Raw genomic sequence first — 21,278 nt, 5'->3', positions numbered from 1 at the left:
AAATAAGACGCAACGGAAGGAAATGCAATCAACGCCTAAGCGCAAGACGTGCAGTTAACCAGCTGACGGTCATTACTGCGAAATCCACAAACAGCCATTGCCGCAATGTGCCGGTTTCAGACATGTCGTAGGGCAGCAGATACAATGCCAGCCCGCTGAGCGTTTCAGGCAGCGAAATGAACAAAAGCGCGACCGCATTGTTCAGGAAATGCAACGCGATAGCAGGTCCCAATGTTCCGGACCTTGCGGTCAAATCCGCCGCCAACAAGCCGAAGATACACGCCCAAATGGCCACCAACAGGGCATTCTCGCCGGTGACACCGGGCGCATAATGCCCCGCTGCGAACAGTACCGAAGGTACTCCCATCCAGATCACCGGAGATCGGAATCTAGCCGCCAAGCATTGCTGGATATAGCCGCGAAACAGCACTTCTTCGGCGCTGGTCTGAATCAGGACCGCAATCACCGACACCGGCAGCAAAAGCAACCATGTGGACAGAGCCAGGTTTTGCGTCAGCGTCTCACCCATGCCATAGGGTGGCAGGGCCGCCATGATCAGGCCCAGAATCACCAAGCCCCGCAGGACCATCCAGAATTGTTGCAATAACAGGCGGCGCGGGCCAAGGATAGCGGCCAGTGACCGGTGCTGCATTTGACGGGCGGCGATAGCCACGCCCAATGTCAGGAAACCGAAGCTAAGCAGCAGAATCAGCGCGGCCGACGTTGAGGTTCCGTGCAAAAGACCCTGCGCCTGATCTGGTTGAAGCAATTGCCCGATAAAGGCAAACAACACTGCGTTCAACGTCACATAGAGAACAAGGACAATACCCAGACCCGCCGCAAGGCGCCACAGTTCGGGCCGGGCGCGCGCGTCGCCCACAAGCCCTTCGTGGGCGGCATATGCGTCCGGGTCAGGCATTGTTGCCAGAGCTTTCACCTTCGACAGATTGTGGGATTTCAGGGAACACGTCAGATGCATGCTTGATTGTGTTGATCCTTGTGGACAACGTGGTCAGATACCCGGCAACGGTTTGCAACAACTGAACCGCCACCGACGCATCGCTTTCGATCACGGCGCGCAATTCCTCTGCCCCGATGCGCAGGAACGTACAATCTGTGGCCGCTGTCAGATCCAATTGACGGACATCGCCGGTGATAATTGACAGATCGCCGATCAACCGACCGGGTTCAATGATCGATATGGTGCGCGTGCCACCGCTTTCATCGGTCCAGTCCAGATTGGCCTGCCCTTTAATGCACAGATACGCCGCGTCGGGTGCTTGCCCACGGGAAAAGATCATCTGCCCCGACGCAGCCTCGTACCATTGTGCCGAAAATGCCAGCAGCCGCTGATTGCGCGCATCCAGCCCCGAAAACAGCTCGGTCGAGGATATGATCTGCAGCTTGCGGCTCAGATCAGCTGAGGCCCCGTCTTCGTGGTGGGTTTGGGTGCGCGATACCCCATCAATTCGGCCATCCTTGATTTCAATGAACAGGTCATAGGCCTCGGGGTGGGCAAAATGATCTTCCATGAAGATCATGATCGAGTCGGGCAGCAATTCACGCAGCCGCAGGCGTGTGCGCAGACGGCTTTGGGAATCGTGGCTGGCAAGGGCTTTGTCGAGGATCAGGATATCCGGACGTTTGATCCCCGCGCGGGAAAACGCCGCGCGCTCTTGAAACACGGTTGGCAGGTTGTTCCCGCCCAGCCCGGTCGGCAGATCGTACAAGGTTGACGCGGCCCGACGGCGCAGACCGGCCTCGTTCACGGCCTGGGCTACAACGTCTTCGATCTCATCGGCATGAGCACCAGCCATCAGGGATACCCGGCCATAAATCGCATTCTCCATCACCGTCAGGCGCGGGATGTAGCTGTCGGGCGACAACGGCACGAACATGCCATCCAATGCGCCGCGCAGCCGTTCGGCCTGATCCTTGCGGATGGACAGAATCTTGTCCTTGTATTCCTCGGGGAAATCCGGGCCAATCTGCTCAGCCGTCAGCAGGAACGGCAGCGTCAGCAGCAACGCGCGCTCATCCTCGGAAATCCCGGCTTCTCCTTTCGACTTACGCCGATCCTTGATGTCGAGCAGACGGTGATACATGTCCTTGGACATCCCCAGACGCAGGAACAGCGGGTGATCGGTGCCGTCGCGGCCAAAGGCCTGATCCAATGTTTCCATCACGGCGCTGGCCATGGACATGGCGTCATCGGCAAGATCATGCATTCCAAGCATGTTCTTGAACCGCCGGTCGTCGGCCATGGACTCTGGCGTGATATCCCGAGACGGGGTTGCATAGAGCAGGTTACCACCAAGGGGAACAGCCGGGTTGAAGCGATCCGGGTCGAACCGGTAAACGTGTTGGTCCAGCTCTTTTTCCCGCAGCTTTTCCGCAATCGTACCCCGCAGGTTAACCACGTCCTGCGCCAGATCCGGATGCAGATTGGGATCGAATTGTGTGCGCAGGGTGCGACGCAGCATAAGTTCGTCAGTACCCATCGCTTCGACCAGCTGGAACCACCAGGCGCGAATGTCATCAACATCGTCCAGCCCGGCAAGCCCCGGATCAATCCATTCATCCGTCAGCGAATCCGTCGGGTTTCCGGACCGGGCAGCTTCGATCTGCCAGCGGGTCGGTGCCGTGGCTGCATCGGCCTCATGCTGAGGATGCGGGCGCAAAGGCATCAACAGATTGTCGCCCAGCGTACCGTCGAACAGATAGGGCCGCGAATAGGCATAGCCGATCCGGGCCGCTATCACGACCTGATGCAAGTCTTTCAGATTGTGACCCGCCATGATCACATCGCCCTGCACCGGCAGGACCTCGCGAGTCAACACCTGCGCCAGCGCATTTCGTTCCGCAGCGTGGGTCGACTGGATGGCTACCCTCGCGCCCTTGGGAATGGTCAGGTCGATATCTTCCAGAATGGTCTTGCCGTCATCGTCGCGCACGGTGACATTTCGCAACTCAATATCGCCAGTCAGATGCGGGATGGTCTCGGGCTCACCCACGAACAGCTTTTCGGGAATCATGTTTGACGGCGCAAAGCGTTCTGTCACAACCTCCCAACGCAGGGACATGTCCTGTACTTGATTGTAATAGGTCAGCAGATCCTTCCAAGGGCCGCTCAGATCCTTATAGGCCCCAAGTGCTGCAACCAGCGCCCCGACTGTCACCTCACCCGTGATCGCCAGATAGCCACCTACCGAATAGAACAGGAACGGCGTCATTTGCGTAATCAGGTTGTTAAGGAACTTCATGAAGAACTTCTTGTTGTAGATCTTGAATCGGATCTCGAACAAACGCCCCAAACGATGACTGAACTGCGCCTGCCGATACCGCCAGCCGCCATTGGTGCGCAGGTCACTGATTCCAGCCGCGCTTTCCCCAATCTCTGAACTGAGGTTGCGGACCTCCTGAATACGTTCCTTGTTCAACAGGTTGATCTGGCGTTGCAACTTTGGAATCAGCCAGGCCTGCAGAGGGATCAGAGCCACACTGGCGAGGCCAAACCAAACGCTCTGCATGAACAAGAATGTGACGATGGTCATCATCTGCCCGAACTGGAACACCGGCTGCGCGATCGCGTCGCCCATCAGGCCACCCATCGGTTCGGCCTCAGAAGTAATCATCGACACCAGCTCACCCTGGCTGGTGGTCGCGAAATAGGATTTCGGAAACCGCATGGTGCGATGGATCAAAGTGAACCGCAAACGGCGTAGCATGCGTTCAGCCAGAATGCCCTTCATCGTATTGATGCGCATTTTCATCAACCCGCTGGCAATCACGGTGGCCAAAAAGGCGAAACACAGGATCATCAAATACTGCACCTGCGTTACCGAGAATCCCAGGATCGTTACGGTATTACCTGGCGCGCCAATGGCCCCGTTGATAATCTGCTTGGGCAACTCAAGCGAGGCATAGAGGAACGGGAATGACAGAACCGTCAGAAACAGCAGCACAAGCTGTTGTTTTTTCGAATGTTTCCATATGAAAGCGAATAGAGTGGGTTCCATGCCCCGGCCTTGCCTCAAATCTATTGGATGCGTTTTCGGATGATCCACTGCAATCAGGTATCAGACGGTACGCACTGACCTTTACGATTGCAAGAATGGCTGGGCTAACAGGTTTCAAATCGATTGCCTATCCGCCCCATCAGTCACAAATTCGCGAGATTTGCCCCCCAGTATCGTCTATTCTCCTTTAAACCCTGCGTTGTCTTTGACTAAACAGGGTCACACTCTGAATGATGGGGCCATGGGCAGACTTCTAGATCGCTATATTCAACGCCGCGCCGTCGAACGCTGGCGTCAGGCCCTGCGTGGCGCACCTACTGCACCTGAACCGCAACTGCGGCAACAGCGTGATGATGCGCGCAAACTGCGCACGCATCTGCAGATGCTGATTCATGAGGCCGACAGCCGTCTGGCCCGACCTCGAATTGGGTCGACCCAATTCCCCAAACCCCTTGGCACCGATTGGTGCTGGCGACCGGATCTGTGGCGCGGGCCTTTGGCGCGTCCGGGTGTGGCCTCGGCTGCCCGTAAGGCACAGATGGACCGGCAGGTGACCTTGTTCCACGACTGTTCACTGGCCGAAATCGCAATGCGGCAGACCCGGAATTCCCGCGACAAGGATCTGGCCGCATATGGGATGACAGTTGAGGTGTTCGGGTTTTCGGGTTCTTTCCTGTCCCTGTCTGTGGAATTGCCGTACGAGGCTGCTCAGGGCCTGACCAAACAGCATCTCATGCGTGTGGATACCCTGATCGAGGCCGAGCAGCCGCTTGAGATATTCGCCCGTCTGAACATACAGCACGGGCCCAACGCAGAACAGGTTCTGCGCAAGCTGGACCTGTCTGCAAGCACCTGCTCAGTCGATTTCGATCTGGCACATCTGCCCTTGAATGAGTCGCGGATCGAGAAGATCTGGCTGGATCTAATCTTTGAAAACCCGCAGATGAATCGCGTTTCGCTGCGCGATCTGACCTTCTGCCGCCACCATCGCGCCGATTTGTAAGAGGTCCGGCCATGACGCAATCGACACTGACACCTATCCGGTTCGAAAACGGCCTCTGGCAGGGGCACTTGCAGTCCGAGGTGACTGTTGAGGTTCTGTATCTGGGCGAACCTTTGGAAGACGTACGCGTGACACCAGCAGATGACGGATGGGCACTGACTGTCCCTGTACCCGTGAAGGCACTGTCCGATGGCGTGCATTGCTTTGTCATCGTGGACGCAGGCACGTCCGAAAAACTCGGCGATTTTACCATTATCGCAGGCGTACCGGCAGCGGATGATCTTCGCGCCGAGGTCGAGTTATTGCGCGCGGAACTGGATATGCTGAAACGGGCATTTCGACGGGCACAGAGCATGGGCGAATAGCCTGCTTAGGGCCAAGTCCCTATCTTTTCATCAGAATCCCGTGCATCCTTAAGCGACCCGCAGCAACTTGGGCAAGCTCATGGACCGCAGCAGCATCATTAAACTCATCGCGCTGATGGTGACGGGGTTCGGGATCGGCATCGACTTTACCGGCGCGTTGATCCTGGTTCCGGCTATCGAAAACAGCTTCGACACCGATATCACCAGCACCCAATGGGTTTTGAACATCTATGCCCTGTTCTTTGCCATGACGATGGTCGCCGGGGGACGGCTTGGCGACATGTACGGGCACCGCAAGATGATGCTGATCGGCCTGTCGATCTTTCTGTTTTCCTCCGTGATGTGTTTTGTATCGCCTAGCCTGGATTTCCTGATTGTCTCACGCGCATTACAGGGGATCGGCGCGGGATGTGTCTGGCCCTGCACGCTGGCCTTCGGCGCCACCAAAGTCTCGCGCCCTGAACATCGCGCCATGATCATGGGGCTTATTCTGGCGGGCGTCACATGCGGTAACGTCATCGGCCCGCTGATCAGCGGTACGGTCGTGAACCTGGGGGATTGGCGGCTGTTCTTCCTTGCAAATGTGGTGTTTGCGACCATTTCGATGGTCACCGCCCTGGTGCTGATGGAGCGCGAAACCCAGCACAAACAAGGCGAACACATCGACGTTGCAGGCATGGGTGTACTGTCATTGGCTGTTCTGCTGTTGCTTTATGGGTTGGACGTGGGTGCAGATTGGGGCTGGACCTCATCGCCGTTGCTGATGCTGTTCTTCGTCTGCGCTGTTCTGTTCGTCTTGTTCCCACAGGTGGAAAAACGGGTGAAAGAGCCCCTGTTGCTGCCGCAGATGATGGCGAACCGAGAGTTTCGCATCACGCTGGGCCTAAACATGTTCAACGTCTCGGCAGCGTTCGTTGGGTTGATGTATTTCCCCCAATACATGCAAAAGGTACTGGGCTGGTCAACTTTGCAATCTGCATTCGGGTTGGCCCCGCTTACTGTTCTGCTTGCCGTGGGGTCCATCTTGTCGGGCAAGCTGTACAACGATTTCGGCCCCAAACGGCTTTTGTTCTGGGGTTACCTTTGCGCCACTATCGGCGCGGCCAGCGTTGTCGTGATGCCCGCAGGGCTGGGCTATTTTCAGATTCTGCCCGGTATGGCGATGATTGGGTTGGGGGCGACGCTGACGGTTGGCCCATCTGGCACCGCTGCGGTTTGCGCGGTGAAACCGGAACGGGCCGGGTTGGTCGGCGGGCTAAGTTTTATGACTCACCTCGTCTATGGTGCCATCTCGGTGGCCTGCGCGACCGCGATCATGTATCTGGCCAGTCTGCGCAGCCTGGGCGAACGTCTTACGGCTGCCGGGATTGATATGTCGGAATCGGATCAGCGGGCCATCAACGGCGGGACGCTGACCACATCCTCGGCACGCGCGATTATGGACAAACTGAGCACGGCCGAGGCCGAAAAGGTCAAAACCGCCATCACCGCGGCCTTTGACACCGGCATGAACATGGCGTTCATTTTTGCCACTGTGTCAGTATCTGTTGGCGTCTTATTGGCGATTCTGCTGGATGAGGAAAAGCTGCACAAAGTGGAAAGCTGACCCACCAAAGAAAAAGGGCCGCCAGATTGGCGGCCCCGTTGGTTTACTGCGACGGCCCGTTCGGGTTGAAGGCCGACAGACCTTTGAGGATATCGATGGCATAGGCCATTTGGTAATCCTCTTCCCGTAGCTCGGCTGTGGCTTCGGCCCGGGCGCGGTCTTCCTCGATCTGGCGAATCTCATCTTCGCTGAGGCTGTCATTGTTCAGGCTGCCGCGCAGGTCGGCTTCGGAACGGGCGGGACGGTTCGAGTCTTCTTCTTCCGAATCCGGCACCGGGCGCGGTTGCTCGACAATAATGTCGGGGCTGACGCCAAGTGCCTGGATCGAACGGCCTGACGGCGTGTAATACCGCGACGTGGTCAAGCGCATGGCCCCGTCGCCACGCAGCGGCATGACCGTCTGAACAGAGCCTTTGCCAAAACTCTTGGTGCCAACAACGATGGCGCGGCGGTGATCCTGCAAGGCACCGGCAACAATCTCGGACGCCGAGGCCGAACCACCATTGATTAGAACCACAATCGGCTTGCCTTCTGCCAAATCGCCTGGGGAGGCGTTGAACCGCTCGCCCTCGCCCGGGTCGCGGCCACGGGTAGACACGATCTCGCCCTCGTTCAGGAAGGCATCGGAAACCTTGATCGCCTGCGTCAGCAGACCGCCCGGATTGTTGCGCAGGTCCAGAACAAAGCCGTTGACCTTTTCGATGCCACCAGCTTCTTCGATCTGTTCGTTCAGTCCTTCCTGAAGGTTGGGGAAGGTCTGGTCGTTAAAGGTGGTCACTCGCAGCACAACGCTGGTGCCTTCGGTGCGGGCACGCACGGCGGTCAGTTTGATCGTGTCGCGAATGATCGTGACATCAAAGGGTTCCTGTTCCCCTTCGCGCACGACCGTAATCACGATTTCCGAGCCCACAGGTCCGCGCATCAGGTCCACCGCCTTGTCCAGCGTCAGGCCCAGAATGCTTTCGCCATCGACATGAGTGATGAAATCTCCGGCCTCGATCCCCGCGGCATCCGCCGGGGTGTCGTCGATCGGAGAGACGACTTTCACAAAGCCCTCTTCCTGCGTGACCTCGATACCCAACCCGCCAAATTCGCCGCGTGTCTGCACACGCATCTGTTCAGCATCGTCAGGTGACAGATAGCTGGAATGCGGGTCCAATGAGGTCAGCATGCCATCAATCGCAGCTTCGATCAGCTCCTCGGGCTCGACCTCTTCAACATATTGCGCACGGATGCGTTCGAAAATGTCACCGAACAGATCAAGCTGCTCATAGACGCTGGCCTTGTTCTCGGCCTCTTGCGCGAGCAGAGGGCCAGCGATCTGAGTGGTTGCCAATATTCCTGCCACGGTTCCGGCCAGACCGGCCATCACAAATTTCTTCATATGTATTTATCCATCCTTGCTGGTCCGAAACCACGATTCCGGGTCCACGGGGCTGTTATCCTGTCTTACCTCTATATAGAGCGTTTCTGACCGGTCAGTTCCAGTGCCATCACTGCTTGTTGACAAAATAGCGCCGATTTCGGGCGTTTCACCAGGCATCAAGCCGACCGGAGTGCCCTCGGGGATCACCTGACCGGGGTTGCCGTAGACCTCTTGCAGCCCCGAAAATACGAATAAAAGCCCCGGTTGAGGCTCAAGGATCACCAGATTCCCCAAATCCAGCAGCGGCCCGCGATAACGGATCGTGGCAGCTGTCGGCGAAGTCACAATCGCGCGTGGACGTGTGCCCAGCACCACACCCGGGCGCTTGACCCCTGCCGCATCCGTGTCACCAGCGCGGTGCAGCACAACACCCTGAGCGGGCAAGGCAATTTCACCCTTGCGCTGGGAAATATCCGCACTGGTTTCTGCAATCTCCCCTTCCGAGATTTCCGACAACCCGCTGGCAAACCCCTCCAGCGTTTCTGTAGACGAGATCAGGATCGCCGTTCGAACCGGATCTTCGACAAAACGTACCGGCAGATCAGTCCGATCTGCAATGGCGGTACTCAGCTTCGTGCGCGCGGTTTGAACGCCGGTCAGACCTTCGGTCAGAGTATCAGCGGCGCTTTGCTGTAGCTGCCGCAGGGTCCGGACCTCTTGCAGGTCGTGGGCCAGTTTTTGCGCGCGGGCGTTCAAACCGGGCGTGACCTCGGACAGCATCATACCTGCGCGGGCCGATCCCAACGGGCCAGAGGGGTGCAGCATCAGAACCGGTGGCGCGGTCGTTTCGATGGTTTGCAACACGCCCAGCAACTGCGCGATTTCGTCCTCGCGGCTCCGCAATTCAGTGGTCAATTGTGCCTCACGCGTGGCGGCGCGGCGCAGGCCGTCGCGCATTGCGGTCAGACCGGCCTCATAGGCTTGAATGGTTTCGGTCAGGGCACGCACACGGTCACGGGCGCTGTCGGCCTCGGTCAAGGCGACGGATGCGTCTTCCAGCATCTGCGCCGCATTCAGCGCGGCTGTGGACGGGTCGGTCTGGGCGTGGACCGGCGTCGCAAACAGCACTGCCAAAAGAAGCGCTCGCAAGGTCATGATAACAGGCTCTTGCCAGTCATTTCGGGCGGTTGTTCTAAGCCCATCAACTGCAACAGGGTCGGTGCCAGATCGGACAGACGCCCATTGCGCAACGTGGCACCGTTTGGCCCACCCACCAGCGCCACAGGAACCGGATTCAAGGTATGCGCGGTGTGCGGCCCGCCGGTTTCGGGATCCACCATCATTTCACAATTGCCGTGATCGGCAGTGACGATCATCGCACCGCCTGCCTTTTTCAGCGCGGCAACCACCTGTGCCAACCCTTGATCCACCGCCTCACAGGCTTTGATTGCAGCTTGCAGATCGCCGGTGTGACCCACCATATCGGGGTTGGCATAATTGGTGACGATCAGGTCGTACCCAGCCTCGATCGCCTCGACAAACTTGGCGGTGACCTGGGCCGAGGACATCTCGGGCTGCAAATCATATGTCGCCACTTTGGGCGATTTCGGCATATAGCGGTCTTCACCCACTTCCGGTGTTTCCTTGCCACCGTTGAGGAAGAACGTGACGTGTGGGTATTTCTCGGTCTCGGCCAAACGGAACTGGCGCAGCCCTTGCTTGGCGACCCATTCGCCCAGCGTGTTCACGATATCGCGCTTTGGGAACACGGTTGTCATATAGGCATTGTGACCGTCCGAGTATTCCACCATCCCCAATAGTGCAGACAGGTGCGGGCGCGGACCGGTGTCGAAATCAGCAAAATCCGGCTCGCCAATCGCGCGCAAAATCTCCCGCGCCCGATCAGCGCGAAAGTTGAGGCAGAAGACTCCGTCGCCATCTTTGACACCATCATAACCTGTCAGAACCGTCGGCACGATGAACTCATCAGTTTCTGACTGGTTATAGGCGTGATCAACCGCCCCATGGGCCGTGGCCGCAGCCCGTCCCTGCCCTTTAATCATTGCCTCATACGCTTCGCTGACGCGTTCCCAGCGATTGTCACGGTCCATCGCGAAATAGCGCCCGCTGACAGTCACAACGCGCGCACCTTCGGGCAGTCGGTCCTCAAGCTCGGCAATGTAGGTGAAAGCCGATTTCGGGGCCACATCGCGCCCATCCGTGATCGCGTGCAGCGCAACAGGAACGCCCGCATCGGTGATGGCTTTGGTCGCTGCGATGATGTGGTTCAGATGCCCATGCACCCCGCCATCCGAAACCAGACCCATCAGATGTGCTGTACCACTCGCGGCTTTCACCTTGGCGATGAAGTCCTGCAAGGCATCGTTGCCAAAGAATGAGCCATCTTCGATCGCCAGATCAATCTGACCCAGATCCATGGCCACGATGCGGCCCGCGCCAATATTGGTATGGCCGACCTCGGAATTGCCCATCTGACCGCTGGGCAGGCCAACATCGGGCCCGTGCGTGATCAAAGTGGCATGCGGCCCGTTGGCCATGATTGCGTCGAACGTCGGGGTATTGGCCAAATACGGCGCGTTGGCTTTGGTGTCTTCGGACAGGCCCCACCCATCGAGAATGCACAGGACAACGGGTTTGGGGGCGGTCATTATAGCTCTCCGGATTTCTGCTCTTGGTCGATCTTTTACCGCCTGACCTTCGGCGGGTGAACCGCCTTTTGGCCTGTGGCGGTCAGATTTAATGCCGGGGCGGTTTTTCCTTGCCGATATATTCGGTGAATGGCCGAGCCTTGCGCCCCCGGTACTTGACGGTCAGGTCCAGCGGAGCATCGTTTTCGTCATAAACCCCGACAACAACACCCCTGCCGCGGCTTTTGGTCCGCATATCGATCAGTTGCTGTTCCGAGCGCGTGGTCCGTTGCGAGGCGCGGCGCGTCCACGCGAAAAGGTAATCGTACATACGGTCGATAACTTCGACATGATCCGCGCTTTCACCAAGATCGAGCAGCTCGTCCGGGTCGTTTTCCAGATCAAACAGGATCGGCCGGTGACCGCCTTCACAATGGATCAGCTTCCACTTTTTATCGGCAACCATGAACATCACCGCATCCCGGACCGAGGCGTTCAGCGTATCGGCAATCGGTGAGGCCGAATAGTCATATTCACAGATCACCACATCGCGCGCGGTCTCTTCCTGCTGCCCGTGCAGGATCGGCAGCAAGGAATGCCCTTCGAGGATGTGCGAGGGTACATCGCCCCCCGCAACTTCCACAAAGGTCGGGGCAAGGTCGATGGATTCGACTAGCGCATCACTGACAGTACCGCGTGTGGCGTCGGCCTCGGCTGACGGGTCGTAGATGATCAGGGGCACTTTGGTCGAGGCATCGTGGAAGAAGGTCTTCTCTCCCATCCAGTGATCGCCCAGAAAATCCCCATGGTCCGAGGTCAACACGATCATCGTATCGTCCATCCGGCCGGTTTTCTCCATCCAGTCGAACAGGCGGCCCATCTGGTCGTCAGCTTGTTTGATCAGGCCCATATAGGCGGGGATCACCGCCTCGCGCACATCCTGGCGCGAGAATGTTTGGCCGATCTTCGTGCCCATAAAGGCCCGCAGCACCGGATGGGCATTCTGGCGTTCGGCCTCGGAGCGCACCACAGGCAGCACATGTTCGGGACCGTACATCGAGGCATAGGGCTCGGGCACGATATAAGGCCAATGCGGCTTGATGAAACTCAGGTGACAACACCACGGGCCGTCCTGCGTTTCCATGAATTCGATACCGCGGCCCGTCAGATATGGGGTTTCGCTGTCTTCTTCGGCTATATTCGCGGGCTCGTGGGAATTCTTCAGGAACCAGCCAGACAGGACGTTGCCATCCGCATCCAGCCCCGAGTTGGCAAAGTCGTGCCAGGGGTTGTCGCTGTCATATCCCTTGGCGCTGAGGTATTTGTTGTATTCTCTGGCCCCGTCCGGATCGTAAAACCCGTCCGGCCCCTCGGGGCGCATGCCATCATCGCGCTCGAACACGTCAAAGCCGCATTCCGCCACGCGGGTGCCGATCAGACTGTCGGGTTCCAACCCCAGCCGCGCCATACCTTCGGCATCCGCACGCATATGGGTTTTACCGACCAGCCAGCACTCCATCCCCGCCTTGCGCAGATGGTCGCCCATCGTCATCTCGCCCACTTTCAACGGGATGCCATTCCACGACGCGCCATGTGAATGCACATAACGCCCGGTATAGGTCGACATGCGTGAACTGCCGCAAATTGGCGACTGGATATAAGCCCGGTTAAACCGCACACCCCGCGCGGCCAAACGATCAATGTTCGGAGTGTGCAGGTGTGGGTGGCCGTAGCAACTCAGGTAATCCCAGCGCAGCTGGTCGAACATGATGAACAGAATGTTTTTGGCTTTGGCCAACGCGGTGCCTCCCCGATAGTCAGGGACCTAGTTAGCCAATTCCCGGCCCGCAGCGAAGCGTAATTTACGCTTCGGCCTGCCGTTCCATCTGTTCCAGCATCTTCTTGGCGCGTTTGCACTGCAACTGATCACGCAACGGGCTGTCGGGATCGATGTCCTTGTGGCAAACCACGCATTTATCCGCGCCCGAGATTGCGTTCAGACCCCCACAGCTGCCTTTGATGGTTTTGCCCATCAGCATAACACCCAGCGACATACCCACCATCACAAGGGCAAGCAGAATAAAGGCCAGAATAAAGGTGCTCATTGTGGTTCCTACCAGTCAGTTGGTCTCAAGCGCGTTTTTGAACGCGGTGCTGTGTACCGTGATATAGGCATCTTCGCCACCCGTCACATCCCGCGAGATGAAATACACAGCAAGTTTATGTTCTTCGGCCAGCTCAAGGCCCTTTTCCTGCCCCAGCGCCAGCATCGCAGTTGCCCATGCATCCGCCATCATAGCGTTTTCAGCCAGAACAGTCACCGATGTTGTCCGATGCGTGATCGGGCGCCCGGTTGTTGGATCGATGATATGCGAATACCGCACACCGTCTTGTTCAAAGAAGTTCTTATAATCGCCCGAGCTGGCCATGCCCAGATCGCTGACCGACACGATCAGCTGCGGGGTCTGCGCCCCGGCCTGCGGCTTTTCGATACCGATGCGCCAGTCCTCGCCCTTATCGTTCTGGCCCATGGTGACCAGATCGCCGCCAATCTCGACCAGATAATCCTCGATGCCAGCGCCGCGCAGGGTCTCGGCCACCGCGTCTATACCATAGCCCTTGGCAATAGCGGACAGATTGATCCCAACACCGGGTTCGGATTTAGTCAGCGTTCCCGCCTCGGTGTCCAATGTTAACAACCGCTTCTGTCCGACGCCATTCAGGGCTTCCAGAACCTCGACATTCGAAGGAACCGGGTCCTCTGGCTCGCGTGGACCAAAACCCCACAGTTCGATCAAAGGTCCAAGGGTTACATCAAACGTGCCGCCTGTTTTTTCATGCACGTCATTCGCGGCCGCCATCACCTGAGCGAATTCAGCGGATACTGGCATTGGATCAGTGCTGGTCGCGGCAGAAAAGGTCGAAACCTCGGAATTCGGATCCCAATTGGACATCTTGGCGTTGACCTCGGCCAGAGTCTCTTCGACTGCCACCGCCAGAGCGTTTTCGTCTAGATCCTCGCCAATTGCGGTGATGTTGAAGGTCGTTCCCATTGTCTCGCCCGACAGGCGAACCACTTCGGGTTCTTTGTCGAACAGGCAACCGGACAACAAAGTGGCGAAGGCCAATACAGGCACAAGACGCATGGGCGGTCTCCTGGAAAATCAGTGCCCGGCATATGCCAGCCACCCCCGACAGAGTCAAATTGACATCACATCTTCAGCGGTAAAAAGCCAAGCACCAAAAGGCCAATTCCCGCCGGCACACCAAACAGCCAGGCCCGTTTCTGCCATCCCGGCGGCTGTTGTTTCCACGTCTTGCGAAAATTATGGCCGCACACGACCACCACAAAGAAAATCAAGGCAGCCACCGGTGGGGTAAGATACAGGTCGGTCAAAGGCTTAAGCGTCCTTTTATGGCGGGGGTTTCTGCCGATCAGCGCAATTGCACCCTATACAGGTCGTTTAGCTGCGCTAAGGTAAAAGGGAAAGACTTTGCAGTACCACGAAGGAGATTGCCCATGGCCCCAACCTCTTACCAGGCCCCCAAGCGCGGCGACAAAGCTGACAAGACCACGTACAGCCAATCGACGGAATCGAACCTGTCGCACGCGCAGACCACCGTGGCTAAGCTGATGGAAGGTAAAGGGGATGCGGTGTTTTCGGTCCGCCCGAACGATACGATCCATTCGGTGGTTAATACGCTGAAGGAAAAGCATATTGGTGCAGTGCTTGTGACTGACCAGAACGGCGCATTGCAAGGCATCCTGTCGGAACGCGATATCGTGCGGCGCATGGCGGATACACCCGGCCAGACGTTGCCTCAAGCGGTCGAGGATCTTATGACGCACGAGGTCAAGACATGTTCGCCGGACGATCTGCTGGATGATGTTCTCAAAACCATGACCGATGGTCGGTTCCGCCACATGCCAGTCCTGCGCGACGGCAACTTGTGCGGCGTGATCACCATTGGAGACGTTGTGCATTTCCGCCTCAAAGAGCTGGAATACGAGGCGCTTCGCATGAAGCAGATGATCGTCGGATAATTGCTTTGATTTAGAAGGCCAGCAACCTTACGGATTTAAAAAAACCGGCGCTGAGTGCGCCGGTTTTTCGTTTATTACCCGCCGAAATCGTCGAGCATAATGTCTTCGCGGTCCACACCCAAATCCAGCAGCATGTTGATGACCGACTGGTTCATGATTGGCGGGCCACACATGTAGAACTCGCAATCCTCGGGCGCGGGGTGGTTTTTGAGGTATTCCTCGAACAGCACATTGTGGATGAAGCCGGTATAGCCTTTCCAGTCATCCTCAGGCTGCGCGTCGGACAGGGCCACGTGCCATTCGAAATTGTCAAATTCCTTGGCCAGCGTGTCGAAATCCTCGACAAAGAACATCTCTTTCTTTGACCGCGCGCCGTACCAGAAGCTGATCTTACGGTCGCGGTTTTCAAGACGTTTGAGCTGGTCAAAGATATGGCTGCGCATCGGCGCCATACCAGCACCACCACCGATGAAGACCATCTCTTTTTGCGTGTCGCGGGCGAAGAATTCGCCGAACGGACCCGAAATGGTGACTTTGTCGCCTGGTTTCAGATTGAAGATGTACGACGACATCTGACCCGCCGGAATACCTTCGGAACCTGGAGGCGGCGAAGCGACCCGGACGTTCAGCATGATCATGCCCTTCTCATCCGGATAGTTAGCCATCGAATAGGCGCGCTCGATCGGTTCGCTTACCACGGAGTCGTACTGCCACAGATTGAAGCGATCCCAATCTTCGCGGTATTCCTCTTCGACGTCGAAATCGGTGTATTTCAACTGGTGTGCGGGGGCTTCGATCTGGATGTAACCACCGGCCCGGAAGTTCACGTCCTCACCCTCGGGCAGGTCCAGCGTCAGCGCCTTGATGAAGGTTGCCACGTTCTCGTTCGAGCGAACGGTGCATTCCCATTTCTTGACACCAAAGACCTCTTCGGGGACTTCGATGTCCATGTCCTGTTTGACCGCAACCTGACAGGACAAACGGTCGCCACAAGCGGCCTCACGTTTTGTGATGTGGCTTTCTTCGGTCGGCAGGATCGAACCACCACCCGAATGCACCTTGACCCGACATTGCGCGCAGGTGCCGCCGCCGCCACAGGCCGACGGGACAAAGAGTTTCTCAGCCGCCAGCGTTTGCAGCAACTTGCCGCCCGCAGGCACCGAGATTGTTTTTTCGCCATTGATAGTGATGTTCACATCACCGGTGGATACAAGTCTGGAGCGTGCCGCCAGAATGATCGTTACCAGTGCGATAACGATCAGGGTAAAGAGGACGACGCCAAGGCTAAAAGTTTCCATTCGTCCCTCCTTACAGTTTCACGCCCGAGAAGGACATAAAGGCCAGCGCCATCAGTCCTGCGGTGATGAAGGTGATCCCCAGACCCTGCAGACCGTCAGGAATATCCGAGTATTTCAGTTTTTCCCGAACCCCGGCCATCGCAGTGATCGCCAGCGCCCAGCCAAAACCCGAAGACAGACCATAGGTCGTGGCTTCGGCAAAGTTATAGTCGCGTTCCACCATGAACAGCGAACCACCTAGAATGGCGCAGTTTACCGTAATCAGCGGCAGGAAGATCCCCAGCGCGTTGTAGAGCGGAGGAAAATACTTATCCAGGATCATCTCAAGGATCTGCACCATCGCCGCAATCACACCGATATACGAGATCAGACCAAGGAAAGTCAGGTCCACATCCGGGAACCCAGCCCAAGCCAACGCGCCCGGTTTAAGCAGGTAGGTCAGCAGCAGGTTGTTGGTGGGCACGGTGATCGCCTGCACCAGCATCACCGAAATACCCAGCCCCAGCGCGGTCGAAATCTTCTTGGAAACGGCGATGAAGGTACACATCCCCAGAAAGAAGCTCAGCGCAAGGTTTTCGACAAAGATGGCCTTTACGGCCAGTGAAATCAGACCTTCCATTAGTGGGCCTCTACCTGCTGAATTTTGTATTCACGTTCTTCCACCTGGCTCGGCTTCCACGTGCGGAAGGCCCAGATGATCAGACCGATGATGAAGAACGCCGATGGCGGCAGCAGCAGCATGCCGTTCGGCACGTACCAACCACCATTGTTGACGGTTTGCAGAATGGTCACGCCAAACAGCGACCCCGCCCCGAACAGCTCACGGAAGAAACCGACCAGCAGCAGGATCAGGCCATAGCCCATCCCGTTGCCCAATCCATCGATGAACGACGCGACCGGAGGGTTCTTCATCGCAAACGCCTCGGCGCGGCCCATCACGATACAGTTGGTGATGATCAGACCGACAAACACCGACAGGGTTTTCGAAATCTCAAAGGCATAGGCCTTGAGAACCTGATCCACCAGGATCACCAGCGAGGCGATGATCACCATCTGCACGATGATCCGGATCGAGCTGGGGATCTGGTTGCGCAGGCACGAGATAAAGAAGGACGAGAACGACGTCACAAAGGTCACCGCCAGTGCCATCACGAACGACACCTGCAGCGACGAGGTCACCGCCAAAGCCGAACAGATACCCAGAACCTGCAAGGTGATCGGGTTGTTGTCGACAAGCGGGTCGACCAGCATTTCTTTCTTGGTCTGGGACATCAAATCTCTCCTGCTTGCAGTTTGGCCAGGAACGGAGCGAAGCCCGCATCACCCATCCAGAATTTCACCAGGTTATCGACACCAACCGAGGTCAGTGTGGCACCGGCCAGCGCGTCGACATAAAAGTCGGGGCCAGCTGCTGGTTGCGATTTCGCAACGGTAATCTGCAGATCACCCGCGTCATCACGCAGTTTCTTGCCGCTCCACAACGCTTTCCAGCGGGGGTTGTCCACCTCGGCCCCAAGGCCCGGCGTTTCACCATGCTGGTAGAATTGCAGGCCGTAGATATCGTTGCCGTTGTTTTCCAGCGCGATAAAGCCATAGAGCGTGGACCACAGACCATAGCCGTGCAGCGGCAGGATCACCTTGTCCAGATCGCCCGCATCATCACGCAGCAGGTAGATCACGCGATACTTGGCCTTGCGGCCGATCCCGGCAGGGTCGTCGTCCAGCGCAACGCTCAATTCGGGGTCGCTTGCTGCAGCGATGTCATCGAAAGTGGCCGGATCAAACTGGTCATCGACGAATTCGCCGGTGGACAGTTCTACAACATGCGGCTCAAACGCAGCGAAGGCTTCGGTCACGTCCACGCCGGGTTCATAAACACCCGCGACTTGCAGGACGTTGATCTGCTTATCCTTCAGCTTGTTCGCCTCTTGCACGGGGCGCAGGCTGACAGCAGCCGAGGACACGACCATCGAGGCGACAAGGCAGACAGCGACAGCGATAAAGATCGTCTTGCCGACCGAATCCGGCGAGGCCGCCAGAAACTTGGCAATCGCGCCCTTGGGTGCCTCGTTGTTGTCTGGGGATTGCGTATCAGACATGGCGACGCGCCCTCCGTTTGATGTTGGCCTGAACGACGAAATAGTCGATCAGCGGTGCAAAGACGTTGCCGAACAGAATGGCCAGCATCATGCCTTCGGGGAAAGCCGGGTTGATCACACGGATCATCACAACCATAACACCGATCAGCGCGCCATAGATGTAGCGGCCCAGATTGGTGTGGCTGGCCGAAACCGGTTCGGTGACCATGAAGGCCAGACCAAAGGCATAGCCACCAACGACCAGGTGCCAGTACCACGGCATCGCGAACATCGGGTTGGTGTCCGAACCGATCAGGTTCAGCAGCAGGGAAAAGACAATCATGCCCCCCAGACAACCAACGATCAGGCGGAAGTTTGCAATACGTGTCACCAACAGGAAGCCCAGACCAATCAGACAGGCCAGTGTGGAAGTTTCGCCAAAGCTGCCCTGCATGAAGCCCAAGAAGGCATTCCACCAGGTCAGACCCTCAGCCGCCAGCGCCTGATAGCCTTCGGATGCCGACACGGACAGAGCCGTTGCACCTGAAAATCCGTCAACCGGGGTCCAGACTGTATCGCCCGACATATTTGCCGGATAGGCAAAATACAGAAAAGCACGTCCGACCAGAGCGGGGTTAAGGAAGTTCTTACCGGTGCCGCCAAACACCTCTTTGCCGATGACCACACCGAAGATGATGCCCAACGCCACCTGCCACAACGGGGCAGATGCAGGCATAATCAAAGTGTAAAGCATTGAGGTTACAAGGAAACCTTCATTGACTTCGTGCCCACGCACAGTGGCGAAGATCACCTCGAAAATACCGCCTGCAACCAGTGTGACGATGTAAATCGGCAAGAAATACATCAATCCGTGCATCACGTTGGCGAAGATGCTGGACGGGTCCAGCGAGATGCCAAATGCCTGCAGGATGGCGATACGCCAGCCAGTTGCCGCATCCGGGCCAAGCGCCGCAATCGCGCTGTTGGCCTGATAGCCGGTATTCCACATCCCCCACAGGATACAGGGGATCGTCGCGATCACGACATAAGTCATGATCCGCTTCATATCTATGTAGGACCGCGCGTGCGGGGCGACGGTGGTGACGGATTTCGGAGTGTAGATAAAGCTCTCTACCATCTCGTAGATGGGGAAATACTTCTCGTACTTGCCGCCCTTGGTAAAGTTCGGCTCGATCCGATCGAAGAAGCTGCGCAAACCCATTTGGATCAGCCCTCCTTTTCAATCTTGGTCAGGCAGTCGCGCAGCGCCAGCCCGTATTCATATTTCGCGGGACAGGCAAAGCCGACAAGGCCCAAATCCTCTTCGTCCAACTCCATCGCACCCAACGCCTGGGCGCTATCAGTGTCCATCACGAGCAGCGCGCGCAGCAGCTGCGTTGGCAGATAATCCTGCGGCATCAGACGCTCGAACACACCCGTGGGCACCATCGCGCGGCGACCGCCGTTCAGGTTGCTGGTCAGCTTATACAGCTTGTGCGAGAACGCCGAGCCCAACACCGGCTGGACCGAATATTTCGACGGCATCGGACGAATCCAGCCCATCGGAATCTGGTCGTGATCTTCGCGGATGATGCTGATCTGACGCGCGAAACGTCCCAGGTAGGAGGTCGGTCCTTCGGCCTGCGTGCCCGACAGGATCGACCCCGAAATGATGCGCGGAGTGCCGTCCACGTCGATCTCGTCGTTGGTCAGATCGTCGATCGAAGCGCCCATGACGGTGCGGATCAAGCGCGGATGACGCGCCCCCGGGCCGCTGAGTGCAATTACAATGTTCGGATCCAGATGACCGGACTGCATCAAGCGACCAATGGCGATCACGTCCTGATAACCGATGGTCCAGACCTGCTTGTCCCCCGCCAGGGGTTCAAGGAAATGAATATGCGTCCCGGCCAATCCGGCGGGATGTGGGCCCGAGAAAGCCGCAGCTTCGACCCCTGGCGTATCCGCGCCCGGAATGGCGTCGCCTTCCTTGTGGCACAGATAGGTCTTGCCTTCGGTCAGCTTGGTGATTGCGACCAAACCGGCTGCAAAGGCCTCACCGGCATCGGCAATGATCACGGCCGCGTCTGCCGCCAACGGTTCACTGTCCATAGCGGTGACGAAAATCGCGGCCGGAGCAGTACCCGGAACCGGCATTTTCGAATAGGGCCGGGTACGGAAGGCGGTCCAAAGACCGGCCGCACACAACTTTTCCGTCACGCCTTTGGCACTGTCCGCATTGCCCACGCCCGAGAAATCAATCCCCGTATCGTTCGGGTCCGAAACCTCGATCACGACGCTTTGCAATACACGGCGCGCACCGCGATTGATGGCCACGATTTTACCACTCAGCGGGGCGACCATCATCGCCTCGGGCGCATCCTTGTGACAGAACAACGGCGTACCGCGTTGAACCGCGTCACCTTCCTGCACCAGCATGCGTGGTTTCAGGCCCAGGTAATCCCCGCCCAATACCCCAACGGATTTAAATTCAGGTCCCGGCTGGATGGTTTGATCCGGCGCGCCTTGCACCGGCAGCTCCAACCCTTTTTTCAGTTTGAAAGTTTGCATGTTGCTACTGTCTTCCAAGCCTCTTTATCTGCGCCGGTTAGACCAACACTGTAACAGTGTCGGACAATAACGCAGGATTTTTTAACAGTCGTCGCAAAAGCGTCGAAATGCGTCCAAATTCCGCGGGCGTAATTCCGATTTGGGCTCCTTTACGCGGGGATGATGCTAAAAGCAAACCCGTTGCCGCCAAAATCACACAATGATTTTCACTTTCCTTTGAAAAGTTTCCTTTTTAGCTCTCAAAAATTGCCGGTCGCGCCCTGTGCCCTTCCAGTGTAA

General features: G+C 57.4%; 19 protein-coding genes. 4 read left to right on the top strand and 15 right to left on the bottom strand.

What is annotated here, in order from left to right; translation table 11 throughout:
* Nucleotides 1-28: 28 nt before the first annotated feature.
* Both AB1A64_RS02180 and AB1A64_RS02175 read right to left on the bottom strand, forming a co-directional pair.
* A complete protein-coding gene (locus tag AB1A64_RS02180; RefSeq protein WP_366549897.1) occupies nt 29-919 on the bottom strand; it encodes a type II CAAX endopeptidase family protein in 891 nt (296 codons plus the stop codon).
* Entirely contained in the window at nt 912-4,019 is a 3,108-nt protein-coding gene (locus tag AB1A64_RS02175; protein ID WP_366549896.1) for an ABC transporter transmembrane domain-containing protein, read from the bottom strand. The genes AB1A64_RS02180 and AB1A64_RS02175 overlap by 8 nt, the downstream gene beginning before the upstream one ends.
* Nucleotides 4,020-4,260: 241 nt before the next feature.
* On the opposite strand from AB1A64_RS02175, the gene AB1A64_RS02170 reads away from it, so the two are divergent.
* The 3 genes from AB1A64_RS02170 to AB1A64_RS02160 all read left to right on the top strand — a co-directional run bounded on the left by AB1A64_RS02170 (nt 4,261) and on the right by AB1A64_RS02160 (nt 6,993).
* Entirely contained in the window at nt 4,261-5,022 is a 762-nt protein-coding gene (locus tag AB1A64_RS02170; protein WP_366549895.1) for a DUF6478 family protein, read from the top strand.
* An 11-nt stretch (nt 5,023-5,033) separates the two neighbouring features.
* The gene (locus AB1A64_RS02165) at nt 5,034-5,387 is read left to right on the top strand and encodes a hypothetical protein (RefSeq protein WP_366549894.1); all 354 of its coding nucleotides are present in this window, start codon (nt 5,034-5,036) and stop codon (nt 5,385-5,387) included.
* A gap of 79 nt (nt 5,388-5,466) precedes the next feature.
* Nucleotides 5,467-6,993, top strand: a complete 1,527-nt coding sequence (locus tag AB1A64_RS02160) for an MFS transporter (RefSeq protein ID WP_366549893.1) — start codon at nt 5,467-5,469, stop codon at nt 6,991-6,993.
* 43 nt (nt 6,994-7,036) lie between these two features.
* Here AB1A64_RS02160 and AB1A64_RS02155 read toward each other — a convergent pair whose 3' ends face one another.
* From AB1A64_RS02155 to AB1A64_RS02125, 7 genes are all read right to left on the bottom strand, one after another.
* Nucleotides 7,037-8,377: a S41 family peptidase gene (locus AB1A64_RS02155; RefSeq protein WP_170394663.1), complete on the bottom strand. Its 1,341-nt coding sequence runs from the start codon at nt 8,375-8,377 to the stop codon at nt 7,037-7,039.
* A gap of 6 nt (nt 8,378-8,383) precedes the next feature.
* Entirely contained in the window at nt 8,384-9,514 is a 1,131-nt protein-coding gene (locus AB1A64_RS02150; protein WP_366549892.1) for a peptidase M23, read from the bottom strand.
* On the bottom strand, nt 9,511-11,028 hold the full coding sequence (gpmI, locus tag AB1A64_RS02145) for a 2,3-bisphosphoglycerate-independent phosphoglycerate mutase (protein ID WP_366549891.1): 1,518 nt from the start codon (nt 11,026-11,028) through the stop codon (nt 9,511-9,513). Before gpmI ends, AB1A64_RS02150 begins: the two co-directional genes overlap by 4 nt.
* Nucleotides 11,029-11,116: 88 nt before the next feature.
* Complete coding sequence (locus tag AB1A64_RS02140; RefSeq protein WP_366549890.1) at nt 11,117-12,805, bottom strand: sulfatase-like hydrolase/transferase; 1,689 nt, start codon at nt 12,803-12,805, stop codon at nt 11,117-11,119.
* Nucleotides 12,806-12,869: 64 nt separating this feature from the next.
* Nucleotides 12,870-13,112, bottom strand: a complete 243-nt coding sequence (gene nqrM / locus AB1A64_RS02135; RefSeq protein ID WP_170350034.1) for a (Na+)-NQR maturation NqrM — start codon at nt 13,110-13,112, stop codon at nt 12,870-12,872.
* A gap of 15 nt (nt 13,113-13,127) precedes the next feature.
* A complete protein-coding gene (locus AB1A64_RS02130) occupies nt 13,128-14,153 on the bottom strand; it encodes an FAD:protein FMN transferase (protein WP_366549889.1) in 1,026 nt (341 codons plus the stop codon).
* Between the two features lie 65 nt (nt 14,154-14,218).
* Nucleotides 14,219-14,404, bottom strand: coding sequence for a hypothetical protein (locus AB1A64_RS02125; protein WP_366549887.1), 186 nt, complete (start codon nt 14,402-14,404; stop codon nt 14,219-14,221).
* A 123-nt stretch (nt 14,405-14,527) separates the two neighbouring features.
* On the opposite strand from AB1A64_RS02125, the gene AB1A64_RS02120 reads away from it, so the two are divergent.
* Nucleotides 14,528-15,052 (top strand): CBS domain-containing protein, encoded by a 525-nt coding sequence (locus tag AB1A64_RS02120; RefSeq protein ID WP_366549886.1) that lies wholly within the window; start codon nt 14,528-14,530, stop codon nt 15,050-15,052.
* A 74-nt stretch (nt 15,053-15,126) separates the two neighbouring features.
* Here the strand turns inward: AB1A64_RS02120 and nqrF are convergent, their stop codons facing one another.
* Genes nqrF through AB1A64_RS02090 form a run of 6 tightly spaced genes read right to left on the bottom strand, consistent with a single transcriptional unit; the run spans nt 15,127 to nt 20,999 of the window.
* A complete protein-coding gene (nqrF, locus tag AB1A64_RS02115) occupies nt 15,127-16,350 on the bottom strand; it encodes an NADH:ubiquinone reductase (Na(+)-transporting) subunit F (protein WP_366549885.1) in 1,224 nt (407 codons plus the stop codon).
* A 10-nt stretch (nt 16,351-16,360) separates the two neighbouring features.
* Entirely contained in the window at nt 16,361-16,969 is a 609-nt protein-coding gene (gene nqrE, locus AB1A64_RS02110) for an NADH:ubiquinone reductase (Na(+)-transporting) subunit E (protein ID WP_366549884.1), read from the bottom strand.
* On the bottom strand, nt 16,969-17,622 hold the full coding sequence (locus AB1A64_RS02105; protein WP_170350028.1) for an NADH:ubiquinone reductase (Na(+)-transporting) subunit D: 654 nt from the start codon (nt 17,620-17,622) through the stop codon (nt 16,969-16,971). The genes nqrE and AB1A64_RS02105 overlap by 1 nt, the downstream gene beginning before the upstream one ends.
* The gene (locus AB1A64_RS02100; RefSeq protein WP_170412109.1) at nt 17,622-18,449 is read right to left on the bottom strand and encodes a Na(+)-translocating NADH-quinone reductase subunit C; all 828 of its coding nucleotides are present in this window, start codon (nt 18,447-18,449) and stop codon (nt 17,622-17,624) included. The genes AB1A64_RS02105 and AB1A64_RS02100 overlap by 1 nt, the downstream gene beginning before the upstream one ends.
* Entirely contained in the window at nt 18,442-19,650 is a 1,209-nt protein-coding gene (locus tag AB1A64_RS02095; protein WP_366549883.1) for an NADH:ubiquinone reductase (Na(+)-transporting) subunit B, read from the bottom strand. The genes AB1A64_RS02100 and AB1A64_RS02095 overlap by 8 nt, the downstream gene beginning before the upstream one ends.
* A 5-nt stretch (nt 19,651-19,655) precedes the next feature.
* Complete coding sequence (locus AB1A64_RS02090; protein ID WP_366549882.1) at nt 19,656-20,999, bottom strand: Na(+)-translocating NADH-quinone reductase subunit A; 1,344 nt, start codon at nt 20,997-20,999, stop codon at nt 19,656-19,658.
* Nucleotides 21,000-21,278: the final 279 nt, after the last annotated feature.

This window comes from Ruegeria sp. ANG10 (assembly GCF_040705255.1).
Taxonomy (GTDB): domain Bacteria; phylum Pseudomonadota; class Alphaproteobacteria; order Rhodobacterales; family Rhodobacteraceae; genus Ruegeria.
The sequence above is the reverse complement of the archived record's forward strand: the minus strand, read 5'-3'. Positions and strand labels throughout refer to the sequence as shown.